This window comes from Rothia sp. P13129 (assembly GCF_048512865.1).
Taxonomy (GTDB): Bacteria; Actinomycetota; Actinomycetes; order Actinomycetales; family Micrococcaceae; genus Rothia.
This window is the reverse complement of sequence record NZ_JBLXYA010000001.1, coordinates 1-22,136: the sequence shown is the minus strand read 5'-3', so window position 1 is coordinate 22,136 and position 22,136 is coordinate 1. Positions and strand designations below refer to the sequence as shown.

Annotated in this window: 17 protein-coding genes; 10 read left to right on the top strand and 7 right to left on the bottom strand. The window is 49.0% G+C overall.

Going from position 1 to position 22,136, the window contains the following annotated elements:
• Nucleotides 1–44 precede the first annotated feature (44 nt).
• Nucleotides 45–1,820, top strand: a complete 1,776-nt coding sequence (gene menD / locus ACN081_RS00085; protein ID WP_419106576.1) for a 2-succinyl-5-enolpyruvyl-6-hydroxy-3-cyclohexene-1-carboxylic-acid synthase — start codon at nucleotides 45–47, stop codon at nucleotides 1,818–1,820.
• Nucleotides 1,775–2,149 carry a cupin domain-containing protein gene (locus ACN081_RS00080; protein ID WP_419102617.1) on the top strand — a complete coding sequence of 125 codons (375 nt, stop codon included), beginning with the start codon at nucleotides 1,775–1,777 and terminating at the stop codon, nucleotides 2,147–2,149. Before menD ends, ACN081_RS00080 begins: the two co-directional genes overlap by 46 nt.
• A 26-nt stretch (nucleotides 2,150–2,175) precedes the next feature.
• Here ACN081_RS00080 and ACN081_RS00075 read toward each other — a convergent pair whose 3' ends face one another.
• From ACN081_RS00075 to ACN081_RS00065, 3 genes are all read right to left on the bottom strand, one after another.
• On the bottom strand, nucleotides 2,176–2,946 hold the full coding sequence (locus tag ACN081_RS00075) for an amino acid ABC transporter ATP-binding protein (RefSeq protein ID WP_419102616.1): 771 nt from the start codon (nucleotides 2,944–2,946) through the stop codon (nucleotides 2,176–2,178).
• Between the two features lie 19 nt (nucleotides 2,947–2,965).
• Nucleotides 2,966–3,760 carry an amino acid ABC transporter permease gene (locus tag ACN081_RS00070; RefSeq protein ID WP_419102615.1) on the bottom strand — a complete coding sequence of 265 codons (795 nt, stop codon included), beginning with the start codon at nucleotides 3,758–3,760 and terminating at the stop codon, nucleotides 2,966–2,968.
• A 77-nt stretch (nucleotides 3,761–3,837) separates the two neighbouring features.
• Nucleotides 3,838–4,623, bottom strand: coding sequence for a transporter substrate-binding domain-containing protein (locus tag ACN081_RS00065; RefSeq protein WP_419106575.1), 786 nt, complete (start codon nucleotides 4,621–4,623; stop codon nucleotides 3,838–3,840).
• 187 nt (nucleotides 4,624–4,810) lie between these two features.
• Between ACN081_RS00065 and ACN081_RS00060 the strand changes: the two genes are divergently transcribed.
• The 4 genes from ACN081_RS00060 (at nucleotide 4,811) to ACN081_RS00045 (ending at nucleotide 8,623) form a co-directional block, all read left to right on the top strand.
• Nucleotides 4,811–5,563 (top strand): demethylmenaquinone methyltransferase, encoded by a 753-nt coding sequence (locus ACN081_RS00060; RefSeq protein WP_419102613.1) that lies wholly within the window; start codon nucleotides 4,811–4,813, stop codon nucleotides 5,561–5,563.
• 78 nt (nucleotides 5,564–5,641) lie between these two features.
• Complete coding sequence (locus tag ACN081_RS00055) at nucleotides 5,642–6,679, top strand: polyprenyl synthetase family protein (RefSeq protein WP_419102825.1); 1,038 nt, start codon at nucleotides 5,642–5,644, stop codon at nucleotides 6,677–6,679.
• 231 nt (nucleotides 6,680–6,910) lie between these two features.
• On the top strand, nucleotides 6,911–8,503 hold the full coding sequence (locus ACN081_RS00050) for a sodium-dependent transporter (protein ID WP_419106776.1): 1,593 nt from the start codon (nucleotides 6,911–6,913) through the stop codon (nucleotides 8,501–8,503).
• 3 nt (nucleotides 8,504–8,506) lie between these two features.
• Nucleotides 8,507–8,623, top strand: a complete 117-nt coding sequence (locus ACN081_RS00045) for a methionine/alanine import family NSS transporter small subunit (RefSeq protein ID WP_419102612.1) — start codon at nucleotides 8,507–8,509, stop codon at nucleotides 8,621–8,623.
• Nucleotides 8,624–8,738: 115 nt separating this feature from the next.
• Here the strand turns inward: ACN081_RS00045 and rarD are convergent, their stop codons facing one another.
• Nucleotides 8,739–9,692: an EamA family transporter RarD gene (gene rarD, locus ACN081_RS00040; RefSeq protein ID WP_419102611.1), complete on the bottom strand. Its 954-nt coding sequence runs from the start codon at nucleotides 9,690–9,692 to the stop codon at nucleotides 8,739–8,741.
• Nucleotides 9,693–9,794: 102 nt separating this feature from the next.
• On the bottom strand, nucleotides 9,795–11,057 hold the full coding sequence (locus ACN081_RS00035; protein ID WP_419102610.1) for a DUF6882 domain-containing protein: 1,263 nt from the start codon (nucleotides 11,055–11,057) through the stop codon (nucleotides 9,795–9,797).
• Nucleotides 11,058–11,430: 373 nt separating this feature from the next.
• Between ACN081_RS00035 and ACN081_RS00030 the strand changes: the two genes are divergently transcribed.
• Nucleotides 11,431–12,756 (top strand): SseB family protein, encoded by a 1,326-nt coding sequence (locus tag ACN081_RS00030; protein ID WP_419106574.1) that lies wholly within the window; start codon nucleotides 11,431–11,433, stop codon nucleotides 12,754–12,756.
• Between the two features lie 85 nt (nucleotides 12,757–12,841).
• Entirely contained in the window at nucleotides 12,842–15,319 is a 2,478-nt protein-coding gene (locus ACN081_RS00025) for an MMPL family transporter (RefSeq protein WP_419106573.1), read from the top strand.
• Between the two features lie 219 nt (nucleotides 15,320–15,538).
• Here ACN081_RS00025 and ACN081_RS00020 read toward each other — a convergent pair whose 3' ends face one another.
• Both ACN081_RS00020 and ACN081_RS00015 read right to left on the bottom strand, forming a co-directional pair.
• A complete protein-coding gene (locus ACN081_RS00020) occupies nucleotides 15,539–17,002 on the bottom strand; it encodes a catalase (RefSeq protein WP_419102607.1) in 1,464 nt (487 codons plus the stop codon).
• A 77-nt stretch (nucleotides 17,003–17,079) separates the two neighbouring features.
• Complete coding sequence (locus tag ACN081_RS00015) at nucleotides 17,080–17,589, bottom strand: Fur family transcriptional regulator (protein WP_419102606.1); 510 nt, start codon at nucleotides 17,587–17,589, stop codon at nucleotides 17,080–17,082.
• A gap of 822 nt (nucleotides 17,590–18,411) precedes the next feature.
• Between ACN081_RS00015 and ACN081_RS00010 the strand changes: the two genes are divergently transcribed.
• Nucleotides 18,412–21,060, top strand: coding sequence for a sigma-70 family RNA polymerase sigma factor (locus ACN081_RS00010; RefSeq protein ID WP_419106572.1), 2,649 nt, complete (start codon nucleotides 18,412–18,414; stop codon nucleotides 21,058–21,060).
• A 128-nt stretch (nucleotides 21,061–21,188) separates the two neighbouring features.
• Nucleotides 21,189–22,079: a zinc metalloprotease HtpX gene (gene htpX, locus ACN081_RS00005; protein ID WP_419102604.1), complete on the top strand. Its 891-nt coding sequence runs from the start codon at nucleotides 21,189–21,191 to the stop codon at nucleotides 22,077–22,079.
• Nucleotides 22,080–22,136 lie beyond the last annotated feature (57 nt).

The following is a 22,136-nucleotide window of genomic DNA, read 5'->3' as shown; positions in this document are numbered from 1 at the left end:
CTCAACTTTTCGCGCACTCTCACTAGAGACAGTAGAATAGCAACGTGACTTCAGCTGACGACAATGCTCCCATCCCAGAATCGCTTATCAGCGCAATTTCTGTTCTCGACTCGCTCGTTCGCGCTGGCATGGAACATATCGTACTCTGCCCAGGCTCACGTAGCGCTCCCCTTGCCTATGCTATTGCTGCCCTCGAACAAGAGAACATTCTGCGTGCCCATATCCGCCTTGACGAACGAAGCGCCAGCTTCCTCGCGTTAGGAATAGCGAAAGCAACACAACGCCCAGTCGGTATCGTCACAACATCAGGAACGGCAGTAGGAGAACTGCTCCCTGCAATGATGGAAGCTTTCCATAGCGGAATTCCTCTCCTCGCGTTAACAGCAGACAGGCCTCAACAGCTGCGTGGTACTGGCGCTAACCAAACCACCTACCAGCCCGGTATTTTTACCTCATTTGTACGAGCACAAGCAGACCTCACCTCATATCCAGAGTCGCCGGCGGGAGAACAAACTCAACAATTCTCAGAAGTTCTTGCCGTGCTCAGTGGACGAGACCCAGAAAATTGGAATCACTCCTCTAACACCCCTATCGGGCCGGCGCATATCAACCTTTGCTTTGATACTCCGCTGACTCCACCTGCCGGTAGTGCGCCACTTTTGACTCAATGGGCTAACAGCCTCAAAAAACGTCAAGAATATATCTCTATCCCGCGCAACGACACCACCCTAGAATCTTTCCTGTCAGAAGATTATCGACCACACAACTCCTATAAAACAGTTGTGATTGCAGGAGACGGGGCTGGCCCTATTGCTGAACAATTTGCGAGAAAGCTTTCCTTGCCTCTGCTGGCTGAACCATCTTCACAAGCCCGCTATGGCGAAACAGCTATTGAGGCATACCCGAAGGTCCTTGAAAGCTCATTAAGTGAAGAAATAGAACGCGTCGTTCTCTTCGGGCACCCGACTCTGACCCGTCAAATCGCTGCGTTGCTTCATCGTCAAGACGTTCAACGGGCCGTATATATGAACGAGCCTGTTAGCTGGTGTGAACCCAAAAAACGTGATGAGACAATCTGCACAACCTTGATGGAGCTAGCAGAGTTCTCAGGGTACGGTGTCGGGCAAACCGTTCATAGCTCTCAAAGTTGGCTGTATCGGTGGAAAGAATCTGGCAGAGAGTTTCGTCAGCGACTCATAAAAGACCTTGAAAGCTACCGCCATACCGGAGAATCTGACCAACGGCTAAGCGGAATGTCTTTAGCACTCGAAGCGTGGGAAAATGCTCTCGAACATCATGAAATCCTTGTTTGTGGTTCTTCAAATATTATTCGTGACCTCGACCTTATTGCACCGAGTAAGTCGCACGCACCCCGCGTGTACGCCTCTCGTGGATTAGCTGGAATTGACGGAATGGTCGCTACTGCAAGCGGTATTTCTCTGGGTGGGTACGGGAGAGATACCGAGTATTCGTCCTCTGAATCTGCTGACCCCGTGCGCCTTATCTGCGGAGATTTAACCTATCTCTATGACGCGTCCTCTTTAAACATCGGCCCACACGAGCTAACTCCTCGGCTGCATATTGACGTTCTTGACGATTGTGGGGGCGGTATTTTCGCAACCCTTGAACACGGAACGCTTGCGCAAGATTCTGCGTATGCTCACACCGTAGAACGATTCTTTAGAACACCTCATCGTGTTCGACTCGAAGACCTCGCTCATGCTTATCAACTTCCCGAAGGAATGAGCGTCACTATCCATCATGTGGAGGACTCATGGCAGGAACACATCAAGGGCAAGCCCTCTTCTTCAACGGACTAACAGAATTACTGCAACCGTCAGAACATAAGGGGAGAGCGCAAAAAATTGTGGATGCCCAAGGTGCTAGTGTGACGCTTCTTGAGCTAGCACCGGGACAACGTTGGAAAGAACACCACAGCGTTCACCCTATTATTGTGCAAGTACTCAAAGGGCACGTACGCTTTACTGTTCGTGGGCAGACCCGCACATTATCTCCCGGGCAGGTGATCCATCTGACGGATCACCTTCTTCACCAAGTAGATGCCGATACTTCAGCAACAGTGATGGTCATTATGCTGACCGGCGAGAACCCTGACCCAAAAGTTCAGGTTCCCGCCGAACAGCTATAAGATTCAGCAGCGGCTCTTTCTTATCGTTATTGAGGGCGAGCCTGCGTCGGGTGAAGAACACGAGATAAGAAGTCTTGGGTTCTCTCTTGCTGTGGAGCGCCAATAACCTGTGAGGCTGGGCCTTCTTCGACGACTACACCTTGATCCATAAAGATGACGCGGTCCGCAACATCTCGTGCAAAGTCCATCTCGTGGGTTACGACCATCATCGTCATACCTTCTTCAGCAAGTTCTCGCATGATGGTGAGTACTTCGCCGACGGTTTCGGGGTCCAAAGCTGAGGTGGGTTCGTCAAAGAGTATGAGCTGAGGGTTCATCGAGAGGGCCCTAGCAATAGCGACTCGTTGCTGTTGCCCACCGGATAATTGCTCGGGGTATCGCTGTGCTTTATCTGCCAGACCAACTTTTTCAAGGTTTTTAAGTGCGATGTCCTTGGCCTGTTGTTTGTCTCGTTTAAGAACTTTTTGCTGTGCAACAGTACAATTTTCAAGGACTGTCAGATGAGGGAAAAGGTTGAATTGCTGAAAAACCATGCCAACTGTTTGTCGTAGTGCGTTGATATCAACGTCTGGACTCAAGACGTTGTGCCCAGCAACAACGATGGTTCCTTGTTCAGGAGTTTCGAGAAGGTTAACGCATCGTAATAGCGTTGATTTACCAGAGCCTGAAGGGCCAATGAGGCAGAGAACTTCTCCGGGGTGAACCTCAAGGTTGATGCCTTTGAGGACTTCTACAGCGCCATAGGATTTGTGCAGGTCAGAGATATGAACTGATGATGCGGGGTGTTGGGTCGTCATAGTAATCTTTCGATACGAGTTAGCGTCGTGTTGTGGTGTTGAAACGAGATTCAAAATAGCGTGCAAGGAAACCTAAAGGAATAGTAATCAATAGGTAGCAGAATCCTGCGACCACGAGAGGGGTAAGTCCCGCGTTTGCTGCAGAGAGACCTTCACGCCCAAATTTTGCTAATTCGTATTCTGAGATAGACATGCCAAGGAGATAAACCAGCGAAGAGTCTTTAGTTAGGAGGATGATTTCGTTTGTTAACGGGGGCAGTACGATGCGGAAGGCTTGGGGGATGATAATGGTGACCATTGCACGGGGGTGGGACATTCCAAGAGAGCGTGCTGCTTCGTATTGTCCGCTGGGCACTGCTTGTAGCCCTGCTCTGAGTACTTCACCAATGTATGCTGCAGAAACAATTCCTAATGCCAACATGATGGTGATATAGCTGTTAAACCTTACGTGGAATGCGAGGGGAATGCCGTACCCGAAGGCGAGGAATACTAATAGTGCTGGTATACCGCGGAAAAGTTCAATATAAATTGATGCTATCCAACGGTAAGGAGCGATAGATGATATTTTCATCAGTGCTAAAACGATACCTAGTGATAGCCCTAAGCTAAACCCTAGCGCCGTATAAATAATAGTATTTTTGAGCGCCACGGTGATGACCGACGGAAATTGTTCTGCGATAACAGTTGGGTTGAAAACTTGTTTGTAGAGGGTATGCCAGTCTGCTAAGGCAATGAGCACTAAAACGATGATTGCTAGTGCTGCATATTGAGCGTATCTGCTATAGGTTTGTTTTTGACGTAAGGTCAATGCCATGGAATGTCCTTTATTCCCCGTGCGTTAGAGAGTGAGGTGCCTGAGAGCACCGCTTAGAATATGGTGTGGTTCGCGGGCTACTTTTGGGTGGAGACTCCGAGCCATTTTTCTTGAAGTTTGGCTAGTTCACCGTTGTCTTTGAGAGTGGTGATAACATCATTTGCTTCGTCGAGAAGTTTTTGGTTGTCGGTGGCGACCGCTGCAGCAATTTCTTCGTGAGTGTTAATTTCTTCTGCGACTTTTAGAGAGTTGTCTGAAGTGAGTGCTTGAGAAATGACGGAGATATTGGCAATGACAGCTTGTGCCTGACCTGTTTGTAGAGCTTGAATCATCAACGCTGCGTCTTCATATTGGACGGTGTCTGCTTGATGTTTGTTTGCATATTCTTCTCCAGATGTTGCTTGTTGTACTGCAACTTTTTGGCCTTTGAGGTCACCGGAGTTGGTGATTGTCGAATCTTTGGGGACGAGAATACCGAGGTTGTCGTTGAGGTATGGTTCGGTGAAGCTCATTTTGGTGGCTCGTTCTTCGGTTTTGGTAATGCCGGAGATGGCGATATCGCATTGTCCGGAAGAGAGTGCTACGCCTGAGTCAAGCCCTTCAAATCCAGTGTTAGAGATGTTGAGTTTGAGTTTGAGCTTGTCGGCAATGGCTTGTGCAATATCCATATCGTATCCAACAATTTTTCCGTCTTGTTCGAACTCGAAGGGTTTATAGGGGCTGTTGGTGCATACCGTGAGTTCACCGCTGGTAACGAGTTTTGGGTCACCTTCTGCGGTGGTTGAGTGTGTGGATTGGCATCCGGTGAGTGTTAGGGCGGTGAGTGCGAGGATGGTGGCTGTGGTGGAGAGTGTCTTTTTCATGGTGTGTTCCTTGAGGCAAGCTGTTGTCGGTTGACGCGTTATGCATGGTGTGTGCTCAACGGTGTTAAACATCCTAACGCAAAATTATGCATAGTAGTGTAAAAACATGCAATAGTGGGGAATGTGTCGAGACTAACGCAACAGCAAGGTTTTTTCAGTCCTTTAGCAAGAACATACGAGTGCCGAGATGAGCTTTCAACGAAACCATGAAACAATAGCAGATGTGAACCGAGCAGACCTTGATAAAAAAACAGCAGATATTGCCGCAATGTTCGATGGCGTTGCCGACCGCTACGACCTCATGAACGGCATCGCATCCCTAGGTCAACACATCTACTGGCGAAAACAAACAGTCGCTGCACTCAACGTTGCACCAGGACAAAAAATACTCGATATCGCAGCAGGTACCGGCACCTCCTCCGAGCCTCTCGCTGACCGTGGAGCAGAAGTCATCGCAGCAGACCTCTCAGAAGGAATGCTTGCCGTAGGACGTCGCCGTCGACCCGACATCTGCTTTATGCAAGCAGACGTCACTCAACTACCCTTCGATGACGAATCATTCGACGCTGTCACCATGTCATACGGATTACGCAACGTCGCCCAATATCAGCGGGCACTACAAGAGCTCTACCGAGTCACCAAGCCCGGCGGCAGAATCGTCCTCCTCGAATTCTCAACACCCACATGGAAACCCTTCCGAACCATCTACCAAAAATACATTATGCGAGCCATTCCACCGGTTGCACGAGTCATCTCTTCTAACCCCGAATCTTATGTTTATCTCGCAGAATCTATATTGGCGTGGCCTACACAAGACGAACTTGCACAAGAATTTATAACAGCCGGATGGGAAAACGTAAAGTACCGCAATCTCAGCGGTGGCATCGTAGCTATACACCGTGGTTTTAAACCCGGTCGAGGCTTTACTATTGAGAAATAACACCCCGTGAGAAAAAAGAGACTACCTACCGTGACAGACCAAAATAAGTCCCCCGAGACGAACACCTGCGAGCCTAGCATGGTAAACGACCTGTTCAACGACATCGCCTACAGCCTCCCCAAAGGCTTCGACATCATCGCCCAAGATGAGCACCTCGGACCTCAAATTCTCGAATCCCTCAACGACATTGAACAACGCCTCTCTAAAGCCGTAACACAAACTTCCCGTATCGCAGACGTTACCTCACGACACCTCCTCAACGCTGGCGGAAAACGTATCAGACCCCTACTGACACTCTTGGCAGCTGCCGCCGGTGGTGGAATCAACGACAAAGTCCTTGACGCCGCAGTCGTCGTTGAACTCACACATCTTGCAACCCTCTATCACGACGACGTCATGGACGACGCCCCCAAACGTCGCGGAGTAGATACTGCACAAAATATCTGGGGTAACTCCGTAGCAATCCTTACCGGAGACCTCATCTTCTCTCGTGCCTCTCTGATTGTCAGTGATCTTGGCGCTCGCCCCATGGCTGTTCAATCTCAAACCTTTGAGCGTCTTGTCCTTGGGCAACTCTTTGAAACTCTTGGCCCAGAACCAGATGAAGATATCCTCAGTCACTACATCAAAGTCATTGAAGGTAAAACAGGGTCTCTCATTGCTGCAGCTGGTTCATATGGCGGTATTCTCTCTGAAGCCCCAGAATCCACTATTCAGGTTCTTGCACGATACGGAGAACTCGTTGGTGTTGCTTTCCAGCTAGCTGACGACGTGCTCGATATTACTGGCGAAGGTAAAAAGTCTGGTAAAACTCCAGGAACAGATTTACGAGAAGGTGTTCCCACTTTACCGACCATTTTGCTTGAGCAAGAAGCTGAACGTGAAGACCGCTCTGCACAAGAGGTCCTTGAGATGATTCGTGGGGATCTTTCCAGTGATGAAGCCTTAGCACAGGCGGTGCAAGCATTATCTGCCCACCCTGTTACGGCACGAGCGTGGAGCATTGCATGCCAATGGGCTGATGATGCAGTAGATGCGCTCAAACCCTTGCCTGATTCAACAGCAAAAGAAGCGCTCATCTCCTTCGCTCACGCTGTTGTTCGCCGTGATTCTTAGGCGATTTATGAGTCCTCAAAGTTAAGACTCCTCTCATCTGAGTATGAGGGGAGTCTTTGCTGTGCACACCCTCTGTTTATCTCAAATAATGAGAAATGCTGTAGATTGTCGTTATTTTGACAATAAATCTGGCATTGTAAAGAGTAAATTTTTTACGCAAGTGCGTCATATAAGGCAACCTGACGTAAAACACACATGCACACATTGACACAACGACTTGAGGATTACTCCATGGGAGCAACCGCAAAGGCACCAAAGAAACGCGAAAGTTTCTCTAGCCGAAAAGTATTTATCTTCGCCGCTATCGGCTCAGCAGTTGGACTGGGCAATATCTGGCGTTTTCCCTACGTCGCCTATGACCACGGCGGCGGCGCATTTATGATTCCATACCTCGTAGCACTACTGACCGCGGGGCTTCCTTTCCTCTTCTTCGACTACTCCATCGGACACCGCGGACGCGCATCCTCCCCACTTGCTTTCCGCCGTCTCAACCGTAAAACCGAATTCATCGGTTGGTGGCATATGGGTATCAACTTCATCATCGCCATCTACTATGCAGCCATCCTTGCATGGTCTTTGCGGTACATGCTCTTCTCTCTCAACAGTAGCTGGGGAGAAGACCCCGCCTCATTCTTCACCGGAGAATTCCTTCATGTAGGAGACCCCGCCCTATCCTTTGATTTCGTTCCAGGAATCCTCATTCCTCTAGCACTCATTTGGGCCGTACTACTTATCGTGATGTCCCTCGGCGTTCAAAAAGGAGTCGGAGCTGCAAACGTTCTCTTTATTCCGCTACTGATTATCATGTTCGTTGTGCTTGTCGGATACTCCCTCACCCTTGAAGGAGCTTTCCAAGGACTTAACGCACTGTTCACCCCTAACTGGGCAGCATTAGCTGACCCTCAGGTGTGGGTCGCCGCTTACGGACAGATTTTCTTCTCGCTCTCTGTCGGCTTCGGCATCATGATTACCTACTCTTCTTACCTCAAACCTAAAGCTGATCTCACCGGCTCTGGTGCTGTTGTGGGATTCTCAAACTCTGGCTTTGAGCTTCTTGCCGGCATCGGCGTCTTCGCAGCATTAGGTTTCATGGCAAACGCTGCAGGAACCGCCGTATCTGAAGTAGCAACCTCCGGTATTGGGCTTGCCTTCATCGCATTCCCCACCATCATCTCTCAAGCCCCTGGTGGAACCGTTATCGGACTGCTCTTCTTCGGATCACTTCTTTTTGCCGGTTTCACCTCCATGATTTCCATCGTGGAAGTTATTGTTGCTGGTGTCCAAGATAAATTTGGAATGGCTCGACGTAACGCGACCGCACTGGTCATCGTTCCTCTCGCACTCATCTCCACAGTCTTCATGTCCACGACCTCAGCCCTGTACGTACTAGACATCCTCGACAACTTCGTCAACACTTTCGGTATTCTTGCTGCAGGTCTTGTCGCTATCATCACCGTTGCCTACTTCGTACGTGGCCTACCCACCTTACGCGATCACCTCAACCAACACGGTTCCATCAAAGTGGGTGGACTCTGGATGGCACTACTAGCAGTTATCACTCCACTAGTGCTGGGGTACACCTTGATTACTACCGTTATCAAGCTCATCAACACTCCCTACGAGGGCTACCCCGACTCACTCTTAATCCCGTTCGGATGGGCAATGTCTATTTTGCTCGTGGTCATTGCTGTCGTTATCTCTCGTCTGCCATGGTCAAATAGCTCACGTGCTGCCCTACAACCACCAGCTCAGCCTGTCAGCGGTGGCGAGGTCATGACCGAATACATCGACCCCACTCGTACTAACGCACAGAAAGAGGCCTAACCAATGGAAACTAGTGCCGTTATGATGATGACAATCTCAATCCTCATGATTTGGGGAGGTCTCGCTGCTGCCGCAGTCAACCTCTCTCGTCATCCTGAGGAGGAAGAAGACAGCATCTAAAAGCCGTCTTATCTCAACACACTCTTAAAATGGTTTGGGGTGGGCTCTCATCTGAGAGCCCACCCCAAACCATTATGACGAGCAGAACATACGAAAAACTTATTCTTCCAATAACTTATACAGCTTTAAGAACCGCACGCCTTCTCACCCGTGAAGACCGAATTGCATCAGCAGTAAAGAGTGCAACCGCGATCCACACCAAAATAAAACCAATCCAACGCTCTGCCGTAAGTTGTTCACCAAAAACTAAAATTGCGAGGAAGAACTGAATAGTAGGAGTCATATACTGAATGATTCCTACAAGGCTCAACGGCAGTTTTGATGCAGCATCGGCAAAGAGTAAAAGTGGCAGAGTCGTCAAAATACCTGAGGCTGCAAGAATCCAAAAATGAGCAGTACCCTCCGACAATAACGTCAAATGATGTTGTTGCCACAGAACATATAACACCACAATAGCTACCGGAGCTAACGCTAACGTCTCAACAGTAAACGCAGCAATCGGCGGTACCTTGCCACCTAACTTATTTTTAACAAGACCATAGAACGCAAAAGTAAAAGCAAGACCCAACCCTAGCCACGGAATCTGCCCATAAAGTACACTCATGACCAGCACTGCAATCGCCGCGATACCGACCGCAACCCATTGAAGTACACGCAACCTCTCCTGTAAGAAGAACACCCCTAAAAGAACGTTAACCAGCGGATTAATAAAATACCCGAGAGAGGCATCAAGAGTATGCCCTGTCGTCGTAGCAATAACATAAAATAACCAGTTCGCACCGATCAGTAGAGCGGCTGCAGAGAGCACAAGAAGGGTTTTGGGACGGCTAAGAACCTGCCAAAATTTCTGATACCCGTGCGGTATAAAACATAGAATGACAGCACAGAACAACAACGAGAAAAGAACACGAATCGAAACAATCTCATAAGGAGTCGCAGGTAGCGTCAACGCGAAATAGAGCGGAAAGGTGCCCCAGATTAGGTATGCACCAATTGCTGAGACGAGGCCAGAACGAGTCCGTGAAGAATGAGAAGCAGTCGAAGTCTGCTGCGTCGAAAAAGAAGACATAAAGGGTACGTATTTCTATAAAATAGGTGAATAGAAAAAGAGGGGAAAAAGCGCCCCCGACTCATCACGATGAGCCGGGGGTGCTTATACAGAAGACAAAGACTATAGTCCGAAGAAGCGAGAGAAGAAACCTTTCTTCTCTTGCTGTTCTTTACGTCGTGGACGACGTGCCTCTTCGTGCTGTTCTTCTTCAAGATCTGGAGCAGAACCTGCAACACGGAACGCACTTGGACGTTCTTCTTGCTCTGATGTATCAGCATCATCAACAGGTTCTGTTGCCACAGGACGTTCTTCTTCTGTGTCGCTGATAATTTCTTCGTCTGCAATTGCAGAAGTTGTAATGCGACCAGGCTGAGCATCCTCTTGAGGATCTTGATCGTAAGGCTTCTCGGCATGAGGGTAAACACGATCGGTGGTGACGACGCCTTCAACCTCTTCGATTGTTTCTTCAACTGTCTGTTCAGAAGACTCCTCAAGGGTCTGAGGTAGTTCATGCTCTTGAACAGTCTGTGCCAACTGGTCTTGAGCCTCGCGTTCTGCTTGCTCTTGAGCAGCTTTCTGCTCTGCTTCACGGGCAGCAAGCTGTGCAGCAGCCTCGGAAGCGGCAATACGCTCAACTTCTTGGCGTTCTGCTGCAGCCTGTTCACGTAACGCAATTGCTTGAGCTGCGCAACGGTTAAGCTCTGCAGAATCGACAACTGGCTCAGCTGCTTCAATACCTGAGATTTTTTGGCCGTCAAACCAGAGACGAAGTGCACCGTCAGTGGTCGTGATAACAGCGGTTGCCTCAGTGTCCCAAGCAATATGAGCGCCGCGTAGACGAGCATAGGAGTCTACGGCACGCTGATGGTTAACAGCAGTATTGGTCTGGAGGGCTTGAGCCATGACTCGTCCCATACGATTAATCGTTGGAGCCTCAAGCTCTAAGGCGTCACCGTCGAGAAGAATCCACGCTTTAACACCTGCACCAGCAGTAACAGGGTAATGAGCGTAGATGCCGGTGAGGGCTTTAGCGGCAAGAGTCACCTGGCGTGCAATACCCTCAGTGAGTGGAAGTTCATCTGTGGTCAGCTCACCTATAGAGTGCTGCGCTCCCGACTCTCTTGTCTGAATAGCTGCCGAAACTACAGAATCGGGGAAATGTCCCAGTTCTTGCCATGACCAAATCCAAGAACCGCGGTTTTCTGATTCAGTTCCTAAAAGATATGGTGTGAGTTTGACCGAGCTATCAGACTGGAGGGTGAAAGACGGAGCTGAAAAGTCCACAGACCACTCAGATCCGCCACTGAGCTCGGCTAGGCGTGCCTGGTATTCGGTGGAAATAAAGATTGATTCGTCAATCAAATCCTGCAGTGTTTTAGTCATGTGCTTAAGGCTAGCAAAAATTGTGTCTACTGAACCCCTATTTTTGGTATTTATCTCTGCAAGAACCAGTGTTTTCATCATTTTTAGAAAGAGAAACACAATTATGAAGAATATCTGACATATATGGATAAACACCTACGGGGTGTCACCACCACCGCCCCATACTGAAAGAGTACGCAAGAACACTCCATTATGAGGGGAATTGTCCCCATTTTAAAAATCTTATGAAGACTCAACAATGAGTAGATTCCGTCAAAAAGAGAAAAACTACTCAAAACATTGCTTTAATAAATGAGATAGAGAAACTTTAAAGGCAAGGAATACGAACTTCCCCTATCGGTATCACCTGCGCACTGAGCAAGAAAGACCACCTATGACGAACACACCTCGTTTTCGCAGAGAAGAACGCCCTGCGAAAGTTCAAGAAGCTCTCACCCGTATTGGTAGTTGGCTTCTGAACACGGTTAAAACCGAACCAGGGTGGAACGAACTTGTTTTTGACATTAAACCGTTAAGCGGAACCATCTTTGCTCGTATTACCGAAACGCGTGATGAACAAGATTACGTTGGCAGTGTTGGGCCCATTAAAGAAGATTCCATCGTCATTCCTGAGATTGAAAACCTGCAACACGCTGCCTACGATGAACACGAAGGTACATGGTTTACTGCCACCGTTATTGTGACTGCAGAGAACTGGCCCGAACCTGACTATCAGATAGGGGCAGCCTATAATCGTCAAGATGAGCCTCAAGACTGGGAGGGGGAGGGGCGCATGTCTCGCCAAGACGTGCGATATCACCTCGAGCACTTCCCTCGGCATGCAAGCCAGATTCCACAATGGGCACAATTGCGCTTATCAGGGCGACTTAAAAGAGACCACGAACCCAATACGGACTCTTGTGAGGTTCCTAACCCTTACCTGAGCGAAGCTCTGTCTCAAGCTCGAGGCAAAGAACGCAGTGACGCGACGGTAGTTAACGTGTTAAGAGCTTCTTTAGGTGGGGACTTCCTTCTAGATATTAGTGATTCAACTTTCGTTCCTGCTGGCTCCCAAAAAATAGGCCCACGTTCAACGATTCGTTATCGTGTGCTTCGCCTTGCCAACGATATGCGTGCCCTATGCCTTTATTCCAGCTCCGAATATGTCAAGGAATTTCATGCGCGCTTTACAGAATCATCTTCTGAACCAGAGATTCTTCGCGAGCACGCGTTCAAGGTATATCTTGACTTTTTAGCTGATAAAACCTGTGATGTGGTTGTGATTGACCCAGGCACTGAACACGAAACATTTATTGAGAAACCGCAGGTTGCGTGGGTGTTGAGCACTCCACATAATATCCACGTTAAAAGTGCTTTATTAGATGGTGATATGCAACGTCTACTAGCGGCGCTCACGGCACCCAGCTCCGTGCTGTTGATGGGTGTTAGAGCAGGAGAAGAGGCTCCTCTCTTCGTTCCTGTTCCTGAAGGGCAAGAACCTCAGACGATGTTGGTATTTACCTCGGCTGCAGAGGTGGCTTCAGTTGACCCTCAATTACAGGTGCGTTCTGCTCCTGCCATGGAGGTTCTCGAGTTTGCTCAATCTTTGGGTGCTGATGGTGTTCGTATTAACGCGTTGAGTCCGTCAGCTACGTTGCCGATGGCTCAGATTCAAGAGTTGCTCGAGATTGTACGTTCGGCTCAACATATCAGTAATTAGCGCGTGATACCGCTCTTTTGGGGACAAAGCATATACCATCATGCTAGGTCAAAAAATGACAATTAAAAACTATTAGGGGCGGTTCGTGGAGAGTATACTAAGGTGGCTAGGCATAACATGTTTTCGTCACTCAAAACTCGTCGTCATTGTTTGGGCGCTCATCTTAGGCGTCGCCGGTATTTTTGCGGCAACTTTCTCTCAAGGTGCTCAAAGTAACTATGCTATTCCCGGTGCCACATTCGAAAAAGTTAACGAAAAACTTCACCATGCAATACCAGAAGCTGGCACTAGCTCTGCTTCTATTGTGCTTTCTCGACGCGACGGCAAACCCATTGATTACCAAGAACGTCAGAAGATTCGCCAACTATCTCTTGAAATAGCAGATCTCCCCGAAGTCGCTTCAATCTCAGACCCCTTCGAACAGCAAGAACGTTTAGACGATGGCGCTGAGCTGCTAGCACAAGGCACACAACAGCTCACACACGCTAAAGAAGAGCTCGCACAAGGACAGCAAGCCCTCGCTGGGGCGCTTTCACAGCTTCCTGACTCATCACCCGAATGGGTGACACAAAACGCCCCTGAGCTTGCTCAACAGCAGCAACAGCTAGAACAAAGCCGTGACCGTATCAAAACGGAAGAACAAAAACTTGCTGAAGCTCAACGAGAACTCAACCTTGCCAACGGCGAACGAGTTCTCTCCAAAGAGGGCAATATTGCACTTATCACCCTCACCTTTACCGAAGACGTCCAAGCGCTCTCTAGCGAACAACGTCAAAAAATCTTCGACATCTTCAACACCCTAGAAAACTATGGAATTGACGTCGACTACAGCAACGAACTAGCCCAAGATGTCTCTGGGGTCTTTGGCGCCTCAGAAACTATCGGTCTTATCGTCGCAGCCATTGTTCTACTAGCCACTTTAGCGTCTGTGATTGCTGCTGGTCTTCCTGTGCTAATTGCGCTAGTAGGTTGTGGTGTTGGAGTGCTACTAGTCTTTGCTAGCACGCTCATCATTCCCATGACCTCAACAGACCCAGTTCTCGCGTTAATGCTTGGGCTAGGTGTTGGTATCGACTATGCATTGTTGATCATTCATCGACATCGAGAATTCCTCACCGAAGGAAACACACTCATCATTTCAGCTGTTAAAGCTAATATGACTGCTGGGCATTCCGTCGTATTTGCTGGTGCAACGAATATCGTTGCTCTATCTGCGTTGAGCCTGACAGGTATCCCTTTCTTGAGCATTATGGGGCTAGCTGGCGCCTTTACCGTAGGCGTTACCGTACTGGTAGCAATTACTCTTACCCCAGCGTTATTGGCTCTTGTCGGTATGCGTATTCTCTCTACACAACAACAAAAGACCTTAGGGCAGGGGCAGCCCCAACACACTAAAGAAGAAAAGCTTGTGAAAGCTGAGCGCGGATGGGGCGCATTCGTGACTCGACATCCTGTTATGATGACCGTCTTATCATTGACTCTGCTTGGACTAGCAATTATCCCTATGGGAACGCTACGCCTTGGGCTACCGGACGGCTCATATCAGAGTCAAGATAGCACCGCATACCGAAGCTACGAAAAAATTGCTGACACTTTTGGAGCTGGTGCAAATGGCAGAATCTATGCTGTGGCAACAACGCCTGTAGGCACAGATGCGGCCGGTGCTCATGCTATTGGCGTTGACGTTGCCGAACATCTCAAAATATCTGGTATTCGCTCCGCGGCAGTATCAGCCATTAGCAAAGACTCTTCAGTTGTCGTAGTGGCGTTGACTCCTGAAACTGGCCCTGCCGATGAACAAACAGTCTCAACAGTTCATCAGCTACATAAGGATTTACCACAGGTAGAGAACCTGACTCGAACACAAATCGGTTTAAGCGGGCAGACCGTTGCCAATATCGAAATATCTGATCGTATTTCTCAGGCAGTACCCCTATACCTGACGGTTGTCTTGCTATTGTGTCTACTCATTATGACGGTAGTGTTCAAATCCTTACTCATACCGCTAATGGCAACCGTCGGATTTTTAATGTCTACCTTGGCTGCTTTTGGCGCCGTCGTATTGGTATATCAATGGGGATGGCTGGGAACACTCTTTGGTGTCACTCATGCTGGACCAATTCTTGCCTTTTTACCGATTCTTCTGGTGGGCGTACTTTTTGGTCTCTCGGTGGACTACCAAATTTTTATTGTCTCAGGAATGAGAGACGCTTATCGTGAGGGCTTCACCGCTCGTGAAGCTGTCAAAGTTGGTTATACTCAAGGCGGCAAAGTTGTTACGGCTTGCGGAGTCATTATGATTTCTGTGTTCGCAGGTTTCGTATTCTCTCACCTGACGGTTGTTCGTCCTATCGGTTTTGCTCTAGCTATTGGCGTGGCAATGGATGCATTCTTGGTACGCACAACCTTCATCCCCGCAACAATGCATCTGCTGGGTGAAAAAGCATGGTGGCTACCAGCACCTCTCAAGAAGGTTCTGGGAACGGCAGAAGTTACGTCACAGAGCTTTGAGAATCTCGACGAATACGTACGAGAAAATAAACCTCGACATCTCAAGAGCTAGATTACCGGAAGAAGTTTAGCCTGCCGATAGATTGTGTCAACGACAAGGCCCTTGGCTCTTACTGCAAGCTCAATCGTCTTGGTTGCGAAAACAAAAACGACCATCTAGCGTCAACAAGAACTACCAAAACTACAAGTTAAACTAAGGAGTGGCTGTCACAAGAATCATCTTGTAACAGCCACTCCTTTTACCCTAAACGGTTAGGGCGAGTACACGAGCTTAGCTCATCTGAGCAATCGCTTCACGAACGCGTGCTCCAAGTTCTTCATGAACAGAGTCCCAGTACTTCAACGCACGCTCGCGAATATCGTCATTGCGAACTGCGCCAACGTGTCCAGCGATGTTAGAAACGAGACGTGCACGTTCTTCATCGTTCATGGTTACAGCGTACAAAGAGCGTGCCTGACCGAAATCATCGTCTTCTGCGTGCAAGGATGCTGCTGCACGAACAAGCTCACCGTCTGCTTCCCAAGAGCCTTCGCCTGCACGTTCAGCATCAGCGTGAGGGCCACCTAGGCTGTTTGGTGCGTAGGTAGGTACTGATGGGTCGTTGAAGCTGTAACGCATGGTTCCGTCTTGAGAATAGTTGTTGACGGGTGCCGCCTTTGCAGAGTTAACAGGTAGCTGAGCAAAGTTGGTGCCAACACGGTAACGGTGCGCATCTGGGTAAGAGAAGATACGTCCGAGCAACATTTTGTCGGGAGATGCTGCGATACCGGGAACGAAGTTTGAGGGGGAGAATGCAGCCTGCTCAATTTCAGCGAAGAAATTCTGCGGGTTGCGGTTGAGAGTAAGAGTACCAACCTTAATCAGTGGGTAATCAGAGTGTGGCCACACCTTGGTCAAGTCGAAGGGGTTGAAGCGGTAGTTTTTAGCATCTTCATAAGGCATGATCTGAACATGCAAAGTCCATGATGGGAATTCTCCGCGGTCAATGGATTCGAAGAGGTCACGACGGTGGTAGTCAGCGTCTTTACCTGCGAGTTCTTCTGCTTCTTGAGCAGTAAGGAAGTCATTGCCTTGGTTGGTCTTGAAGTGGTACTTCACCCAGAAGCGCTCGCCTTCAGCGTTAATCCACTGGAAGGTATGGGAGCCGAACCCGTCCATGTGGCGTAGGGTCTTGGGGATACCGCGGTCGCCCATCAACCATGTGACTTGGTGTGCTGATTCAGTGCGAAGTGACCAGAAATCCCACTGCATGTCGTTGTCACGTAGACCGGTTTGGGGTAGACGCTTCTGAGAGTGAATGAAGTCTGGGAACTTGATAGCGTCGCGGATGAAGAAGATGGGGGTGTTGTTGCCGACGATGTCGTAGTTACCCTCAGTGGTGTAGAACTTAACGGCAAAACCGCGGGGGTCGCGCCAGGTATCAGGTGAACCTTGTTCTCCTGCAACCGTGGAGAAGCGTACGAGGGTTTCGGTTTCTACGCCGGGTTGGAAGAGTGCTGCGCGGGTGTATGCGGAGACGTCTTCAGTTGTTTTGAAAACACCGTATGCGCCGGTTCCTTTAGCGTGGACAACACGTTCGGGTACGCGCTCGCGGTTGAATTGTGCGAGCTTTTCTACGGTGTATGCATCGTGAAGAACGATAGGACCGTTGTTACCTACGGTGAGGGAGTTGTTGTCGGAGGCAACGGGTGTGCCTGTGGTTGTGGTGGTAAAAGTTCCGATAGTTTCGGTCATGACTTTTCTTCCTTTATTTTTGTGAGGTGTTGAGAGGGCCGTATGTGGGGAAGGCCCTCTCTGTTCCTGTTGTGTGATTAGTGTGTGTGAAGTTCTGCTGCTTGGCGTTGTTGTTCTTGTGCCATGGAGCGTTCTTGCTCTGTTTGGCAGTCTTGGCAGATTCCTTGGTAGAGGACGTCTGCTGAGATTAACGCCATCCCGTGGTGGTCACTGGGTGTGAGGCACGGGGAAGCACCTATTGCGCAATCAACATCTTGAACTTTTCCGCATCGGATGCAGAAGGCGTGGTGGTGATTGTCTGCAGTACGTGTTTCGTAGAGTGCAGGTGTTCCAGGCGGTTCGAATTTGCGGAGCATGTTGATACTGACGAGGTCTGCAAGGATGACGTATACAGACTGGACAGTGATAGTCGGTAGCTCTTCTCGGACGGCTGCAACAATATCTTCTGCGGTAGCATGCGGGTGCTTATGTGCTGCTACGAGTACCGCTAGGCGTTGCTTTGTGACGCGACGGCCTTTGGTGCGTAGCGTTGCTGTCCATGCTTGTGTGAGTGACTCTCTGTCGAGGGTCTGCATGGTGTGATGCATAAGGTCACCTTTCATGGTCCACCTGAGTGTTTATTCTGACTATTTCATAATAGCAGATATGACTTACTCATAATAGCAGAATGTGAAAAAAGTTTTCCAACGCGAAGTTTTCCGCTGAAAACAAGAAAATCTAAAAAACTTTTTTCTCTATTACACCTAGTCACAAGCACTATTTTAGTGGGGCAGAATTTTTTTGGAAAGTTTTTTATTTTTTCGCGTCACGATTTGCCCCTCAATCGCTCTTAATAAGTGACGGCGTAAAAACCGTTGAATCAGCAAAGAACGATGTTCGGGTCGCAGCAGACACAGAGTCTGTACGCACCGGCGGTTACGAATCGATTCAGAGTGGAATAACTTAGGGAAGCCACTTGCTAAAACTTTGCTGAAAACAGTAAAGGCGCTGCACGCAAGCTAGAGTCTTTGCACAAGAAAAGGGCTGCAATGTCGGAATATCTTTAGGGAACCGAGATTGTTTATCACATAACAAATAGTAGGTATCTGCATGGTAGGGCATGTAGTTTAGGGAATACCTACTCATATGGTGAGAGAACTATGAAAAGTTCTCCCGCCAACACTGTAAAGACCACCGGCAAGTTTGGGCGTCATAGTAGGGAATGATGCGCTTGCCGGTGGTTGTGTTACTTAGGCTGTATTTGCCGTAATATTTAGGTATAATCTAGGTACTTTATCTAAAATGGAAACTTCACATACGGTTTATTTTCCCCCAGCTAAATGCCTTAAGTACTGGTGGAAAAAAGCCATCGTTTTCAGCGCAACAAGATTTGGCGTGTCTGCGCTGCACTGAAATGCAGGAAACTGAACATGCAAAAGCAACATACTTTTAGCACCCCAGAAGAAACTGACGAGTTTCTTCTATCGCTCGTTCGCGATGGAGATATTGAGGCCTATAGCAAGCTCTATAGTCGTTACAACTCCATGGCGAAAGCTATTGCTTTTAAACATACTTCAGACTCTCACCGTGTAGACGACATTGTCTCTGAGAGCTTTGTGCGAATCCTGCACGCACTTGAAAATGGAAAAGGCCCCCGCACCTATATGGGAGGCTATCTTGCCACAACCATCGCCCACTTAGCAGGCGAATATGGGTTATTGTCTCAACGCGAAGTGCCTAGCGAAGAAGAACACCTTGAAGCAATGGGCACCCTTGATGAAACCGTTGTTAAACTACACGAATCAGACGACGTAATTTCTGCTTTTACCTCGTTGCCTGAACGATGGCAGACCGTCTTATGGCTTACTGAGATTGAGGCAAAAAAACCTCAAGAAATTGCTTCTGCCATGAACCTCTCCCCGAACGCTGTTTCGGCGCTATCCCTCCGCGCTAAAAATAGCCTTAAAGAAGGCTTCCTTCGCGCACATCAAAACACTCCTAAAACGGCGGACTGCAAACGTTTTTCAAGTCATATCAGCTCATACGTTTTAGGCTCATTAACACAAAAACGTAGTGACGCCTTACGCGGACACCTTGAAGCGTGCTCTCACTGTACTGGTGAATACCTCTCCCTTGTCGATGTCAGCAAATCGATGCGTAGTTGGGTTTTCCCTGTTCTTGCCGGTCTTTCTGTCTGGGGTACAGACGGGCTCGCAATCATTGCGCCAACCTTCACCGCTGCCGCTGGCGGTACTGCCGCTGGTGCAGGACTTATGGGCTCCTCAGCTGCGGCAGCTAGTGGCAGCGGAGCTTCTGGCGCTGGAACTCTCAATTTTCTCTCTCCCAAGACATGGGGGACTAAAGGTCAAGCTGCGGCAGGTGTTGCTGCCGCGACAGTAGCAACAGTTGCTGTCGCTGGAGGTTTCCTTGCTTCGACTCAACAAGCCTCTATCGAATCTCAACGGCCGGTTGTTAGCGCTGAAGGTATCACTTCTGCCCCCGCACAAGCACCTGTACCTGATGTTTCTGAACCTCAAGAAAAACCTGCAAAACCAGCAGAACAGCCTCAATCTTCTGCTTCTAAAGAAGAAAAACCACAGCCTGCTACAGAGCAACCAAAACCTGCATCAAAAACTACGGCTCCTACGTCGGAACCTTCTACATCTAACGCAAGTGTGCCTGAAGTCGCTCCAGCATCGCCAGCTACTGAAAAATCTTCACCTGTTAAAGCTGTTGCAAAGGCCCCGCGTGTTGTTGATGTTCCACCCCTTGAACCTGTTGTCACTGAAGCTCCTGTAACACAGCCTGCTTCTTCTACAAAGGTGCCAGCACCTCCGGTTGTTCAACAGACAAAGGTTGAAGAGCCGAAAACTTCACCTCAAGTTATTACTACTAGCACTCAAGAACCTGCGAGCATCAATGCTGTGAAGACAGCGGATGTTGCTCAGCCTGTTGCTGCGCAGGGAGACTCTGAACCTGGAGTTGTACCCGTGATTGAGGGGGAGCATAGCGCGAAGGTCGCTGATCCTGAGCCTACAGATTCCCATGAGCCTGATGGCTCGGGGACTGTTGCTGGTAATAGTGAATGGGCTACTCGATCCGCTAAAATTGACGACACCTCTGAGCCTGTTATTCAGCCAGCTGAACCATCCGAACCAGCTGAACCGACTGAACCGTCAGAACCAACCGAACCGACTGAACCAGCTGAGCCAGCTGAGTCAAACGAACCGACTGAACCAGCAGAGCCAAACGAACCGACTGAACCAACTGAACTAGCAGAGCCAAACGAACCGACTGAACCAGTTGAGCCTGCTGAACCAACTGAACCGTCAGAACCGTCAGAACCAACCGAGCCAGTTGAGCCTGCTGAACCGACTGAACCTGCAGAACCGGCAGAGCCGGTTGAACCTGCCGAACCAGCAGAGCCAAACGAACCGACTGAACCGGCTGAACCAGCAGAGCCAAACGAACCAACCGAACCAGCTGAACCGGCTGAACCAGCAGAGCCAACCGAACCAGCTGAACCAGCTGAGCCAGCTGAACCAGCAGACCCTGGTGCATCCTATGAAGATGACGAAAGAAGCGGTGGAAGCGGCGACGGCTACTGGCGACCTGAAGCAGGTGATAACTTCTGGGACGGCAACGAAGACAACAACACCCCGACTCAACCAGATGACACCGTGCCGCCTCCGTATTACGGGCTCATTCCACAACCTATTAGCGAAGACGAAGACACTGGAACACCCGAAGAAAACCCTCAACCTGAAACAGGAGAACACGAAGGGGAAGACAGCATTGTTCCTGGATGGTACAAAACTGAGGCGTACCGTCAATGGAGTCGTAGCATTCCTTGGGATGACTTTGGGAGAACTGACATTCCAACAAACGTGCAATGCGTGTTGAACTACACCGTATTTGGCGACCCTGCAGAGAATATCTATACCGATATCGTGTGGATGCCATCTGCTGTGCTTAACTCCGAATACACCTATTACGTCCTCGCTGCGTTCTATAACGTCCGTGAGATTGAATCAATTTCTTGTCTCGATAACGCGACCAGCGTCGGTTCAAGAATCTAACTCTCCTAAGATGGCGGTGTTCTCTTGCGCTTGCAGGGAACACCGCCATCTTTTGAGAAAAAATCAATAAATTATTCAGGATTTCCATATATTCTTTGAAGAAAAGAAGACTACAAGGAATGAAGAATATGCATAGCCACCACAACGGACTCAAGACCTCTGTCCTCATGGGGTCAATGGTTGGGTTCCTGCTCTTTGTCGGTTATCTTCTCTCATCAATGATGAACAATAGTGCATTTATCTGGATATTCGCGCTGATGAGCGTCGGTAGCGTAATGTACACCTACTGGAACTCTGCCACTGTTGCTATTCGGTCGATGAATGCCTATCCTGTGACTCGTGAACAAGTCCCTGGGCTGTACAAAATTGTTGAAGAGCTCTCTGCAAAAGCAGGGCAACCTATGCCAGCTTTATATGTTGCCCCGACGATGACTCCTAACGCTTTTGCGACAGGACGCAACCCTCAGAACGCGGCAGTTTGTTGCACCGAAGGCATTTTGCAACTTTTAGATGAGAGAGAAATGCGCGGTGTCCTCGGACATGAATTAATGCACGTGTACAACCGCGATATTCTGACCAGCTCTGTCGCTGCAGCTATTGCTTCTGTTATTACGTCTATCGCTCAATATCTGGGTTTTGCCGGAATGTTTGGGGGAGGAAATCGCGAAGGACGCGGGCAGAACATGCTTGTAGCTTTACTTCTATCCTTCTTAGCTCCTATCGCTACTGGTGTGATTCAGATGGCTATTAGTCGCACTCGTGAATATGATGCTGATGAAGACGGCGCTCGACTTACTGGAGACCCTCTTGCGTTAGCTTCTGCTTTGCATAAATTAGAACATGGGGTGAGTCGATACCCGATGTCTGCTGAGAATCCTAAGGTAGTTAATACTGCGTCAATGATGATTGCTCAGCCTTTTAGAGGAGCTGATTTACAGCGACTTATGGCAACACACCCACCGATGAAAGATCGTATTGCTCGCCTTGAAGCGCAGGCTCGTAGTATGGGGCAACTATAAAATATTTGGTATAAAACCTCATAAAAAGAGTGGTGGGGGGGCAAAAATTGTGTTGGA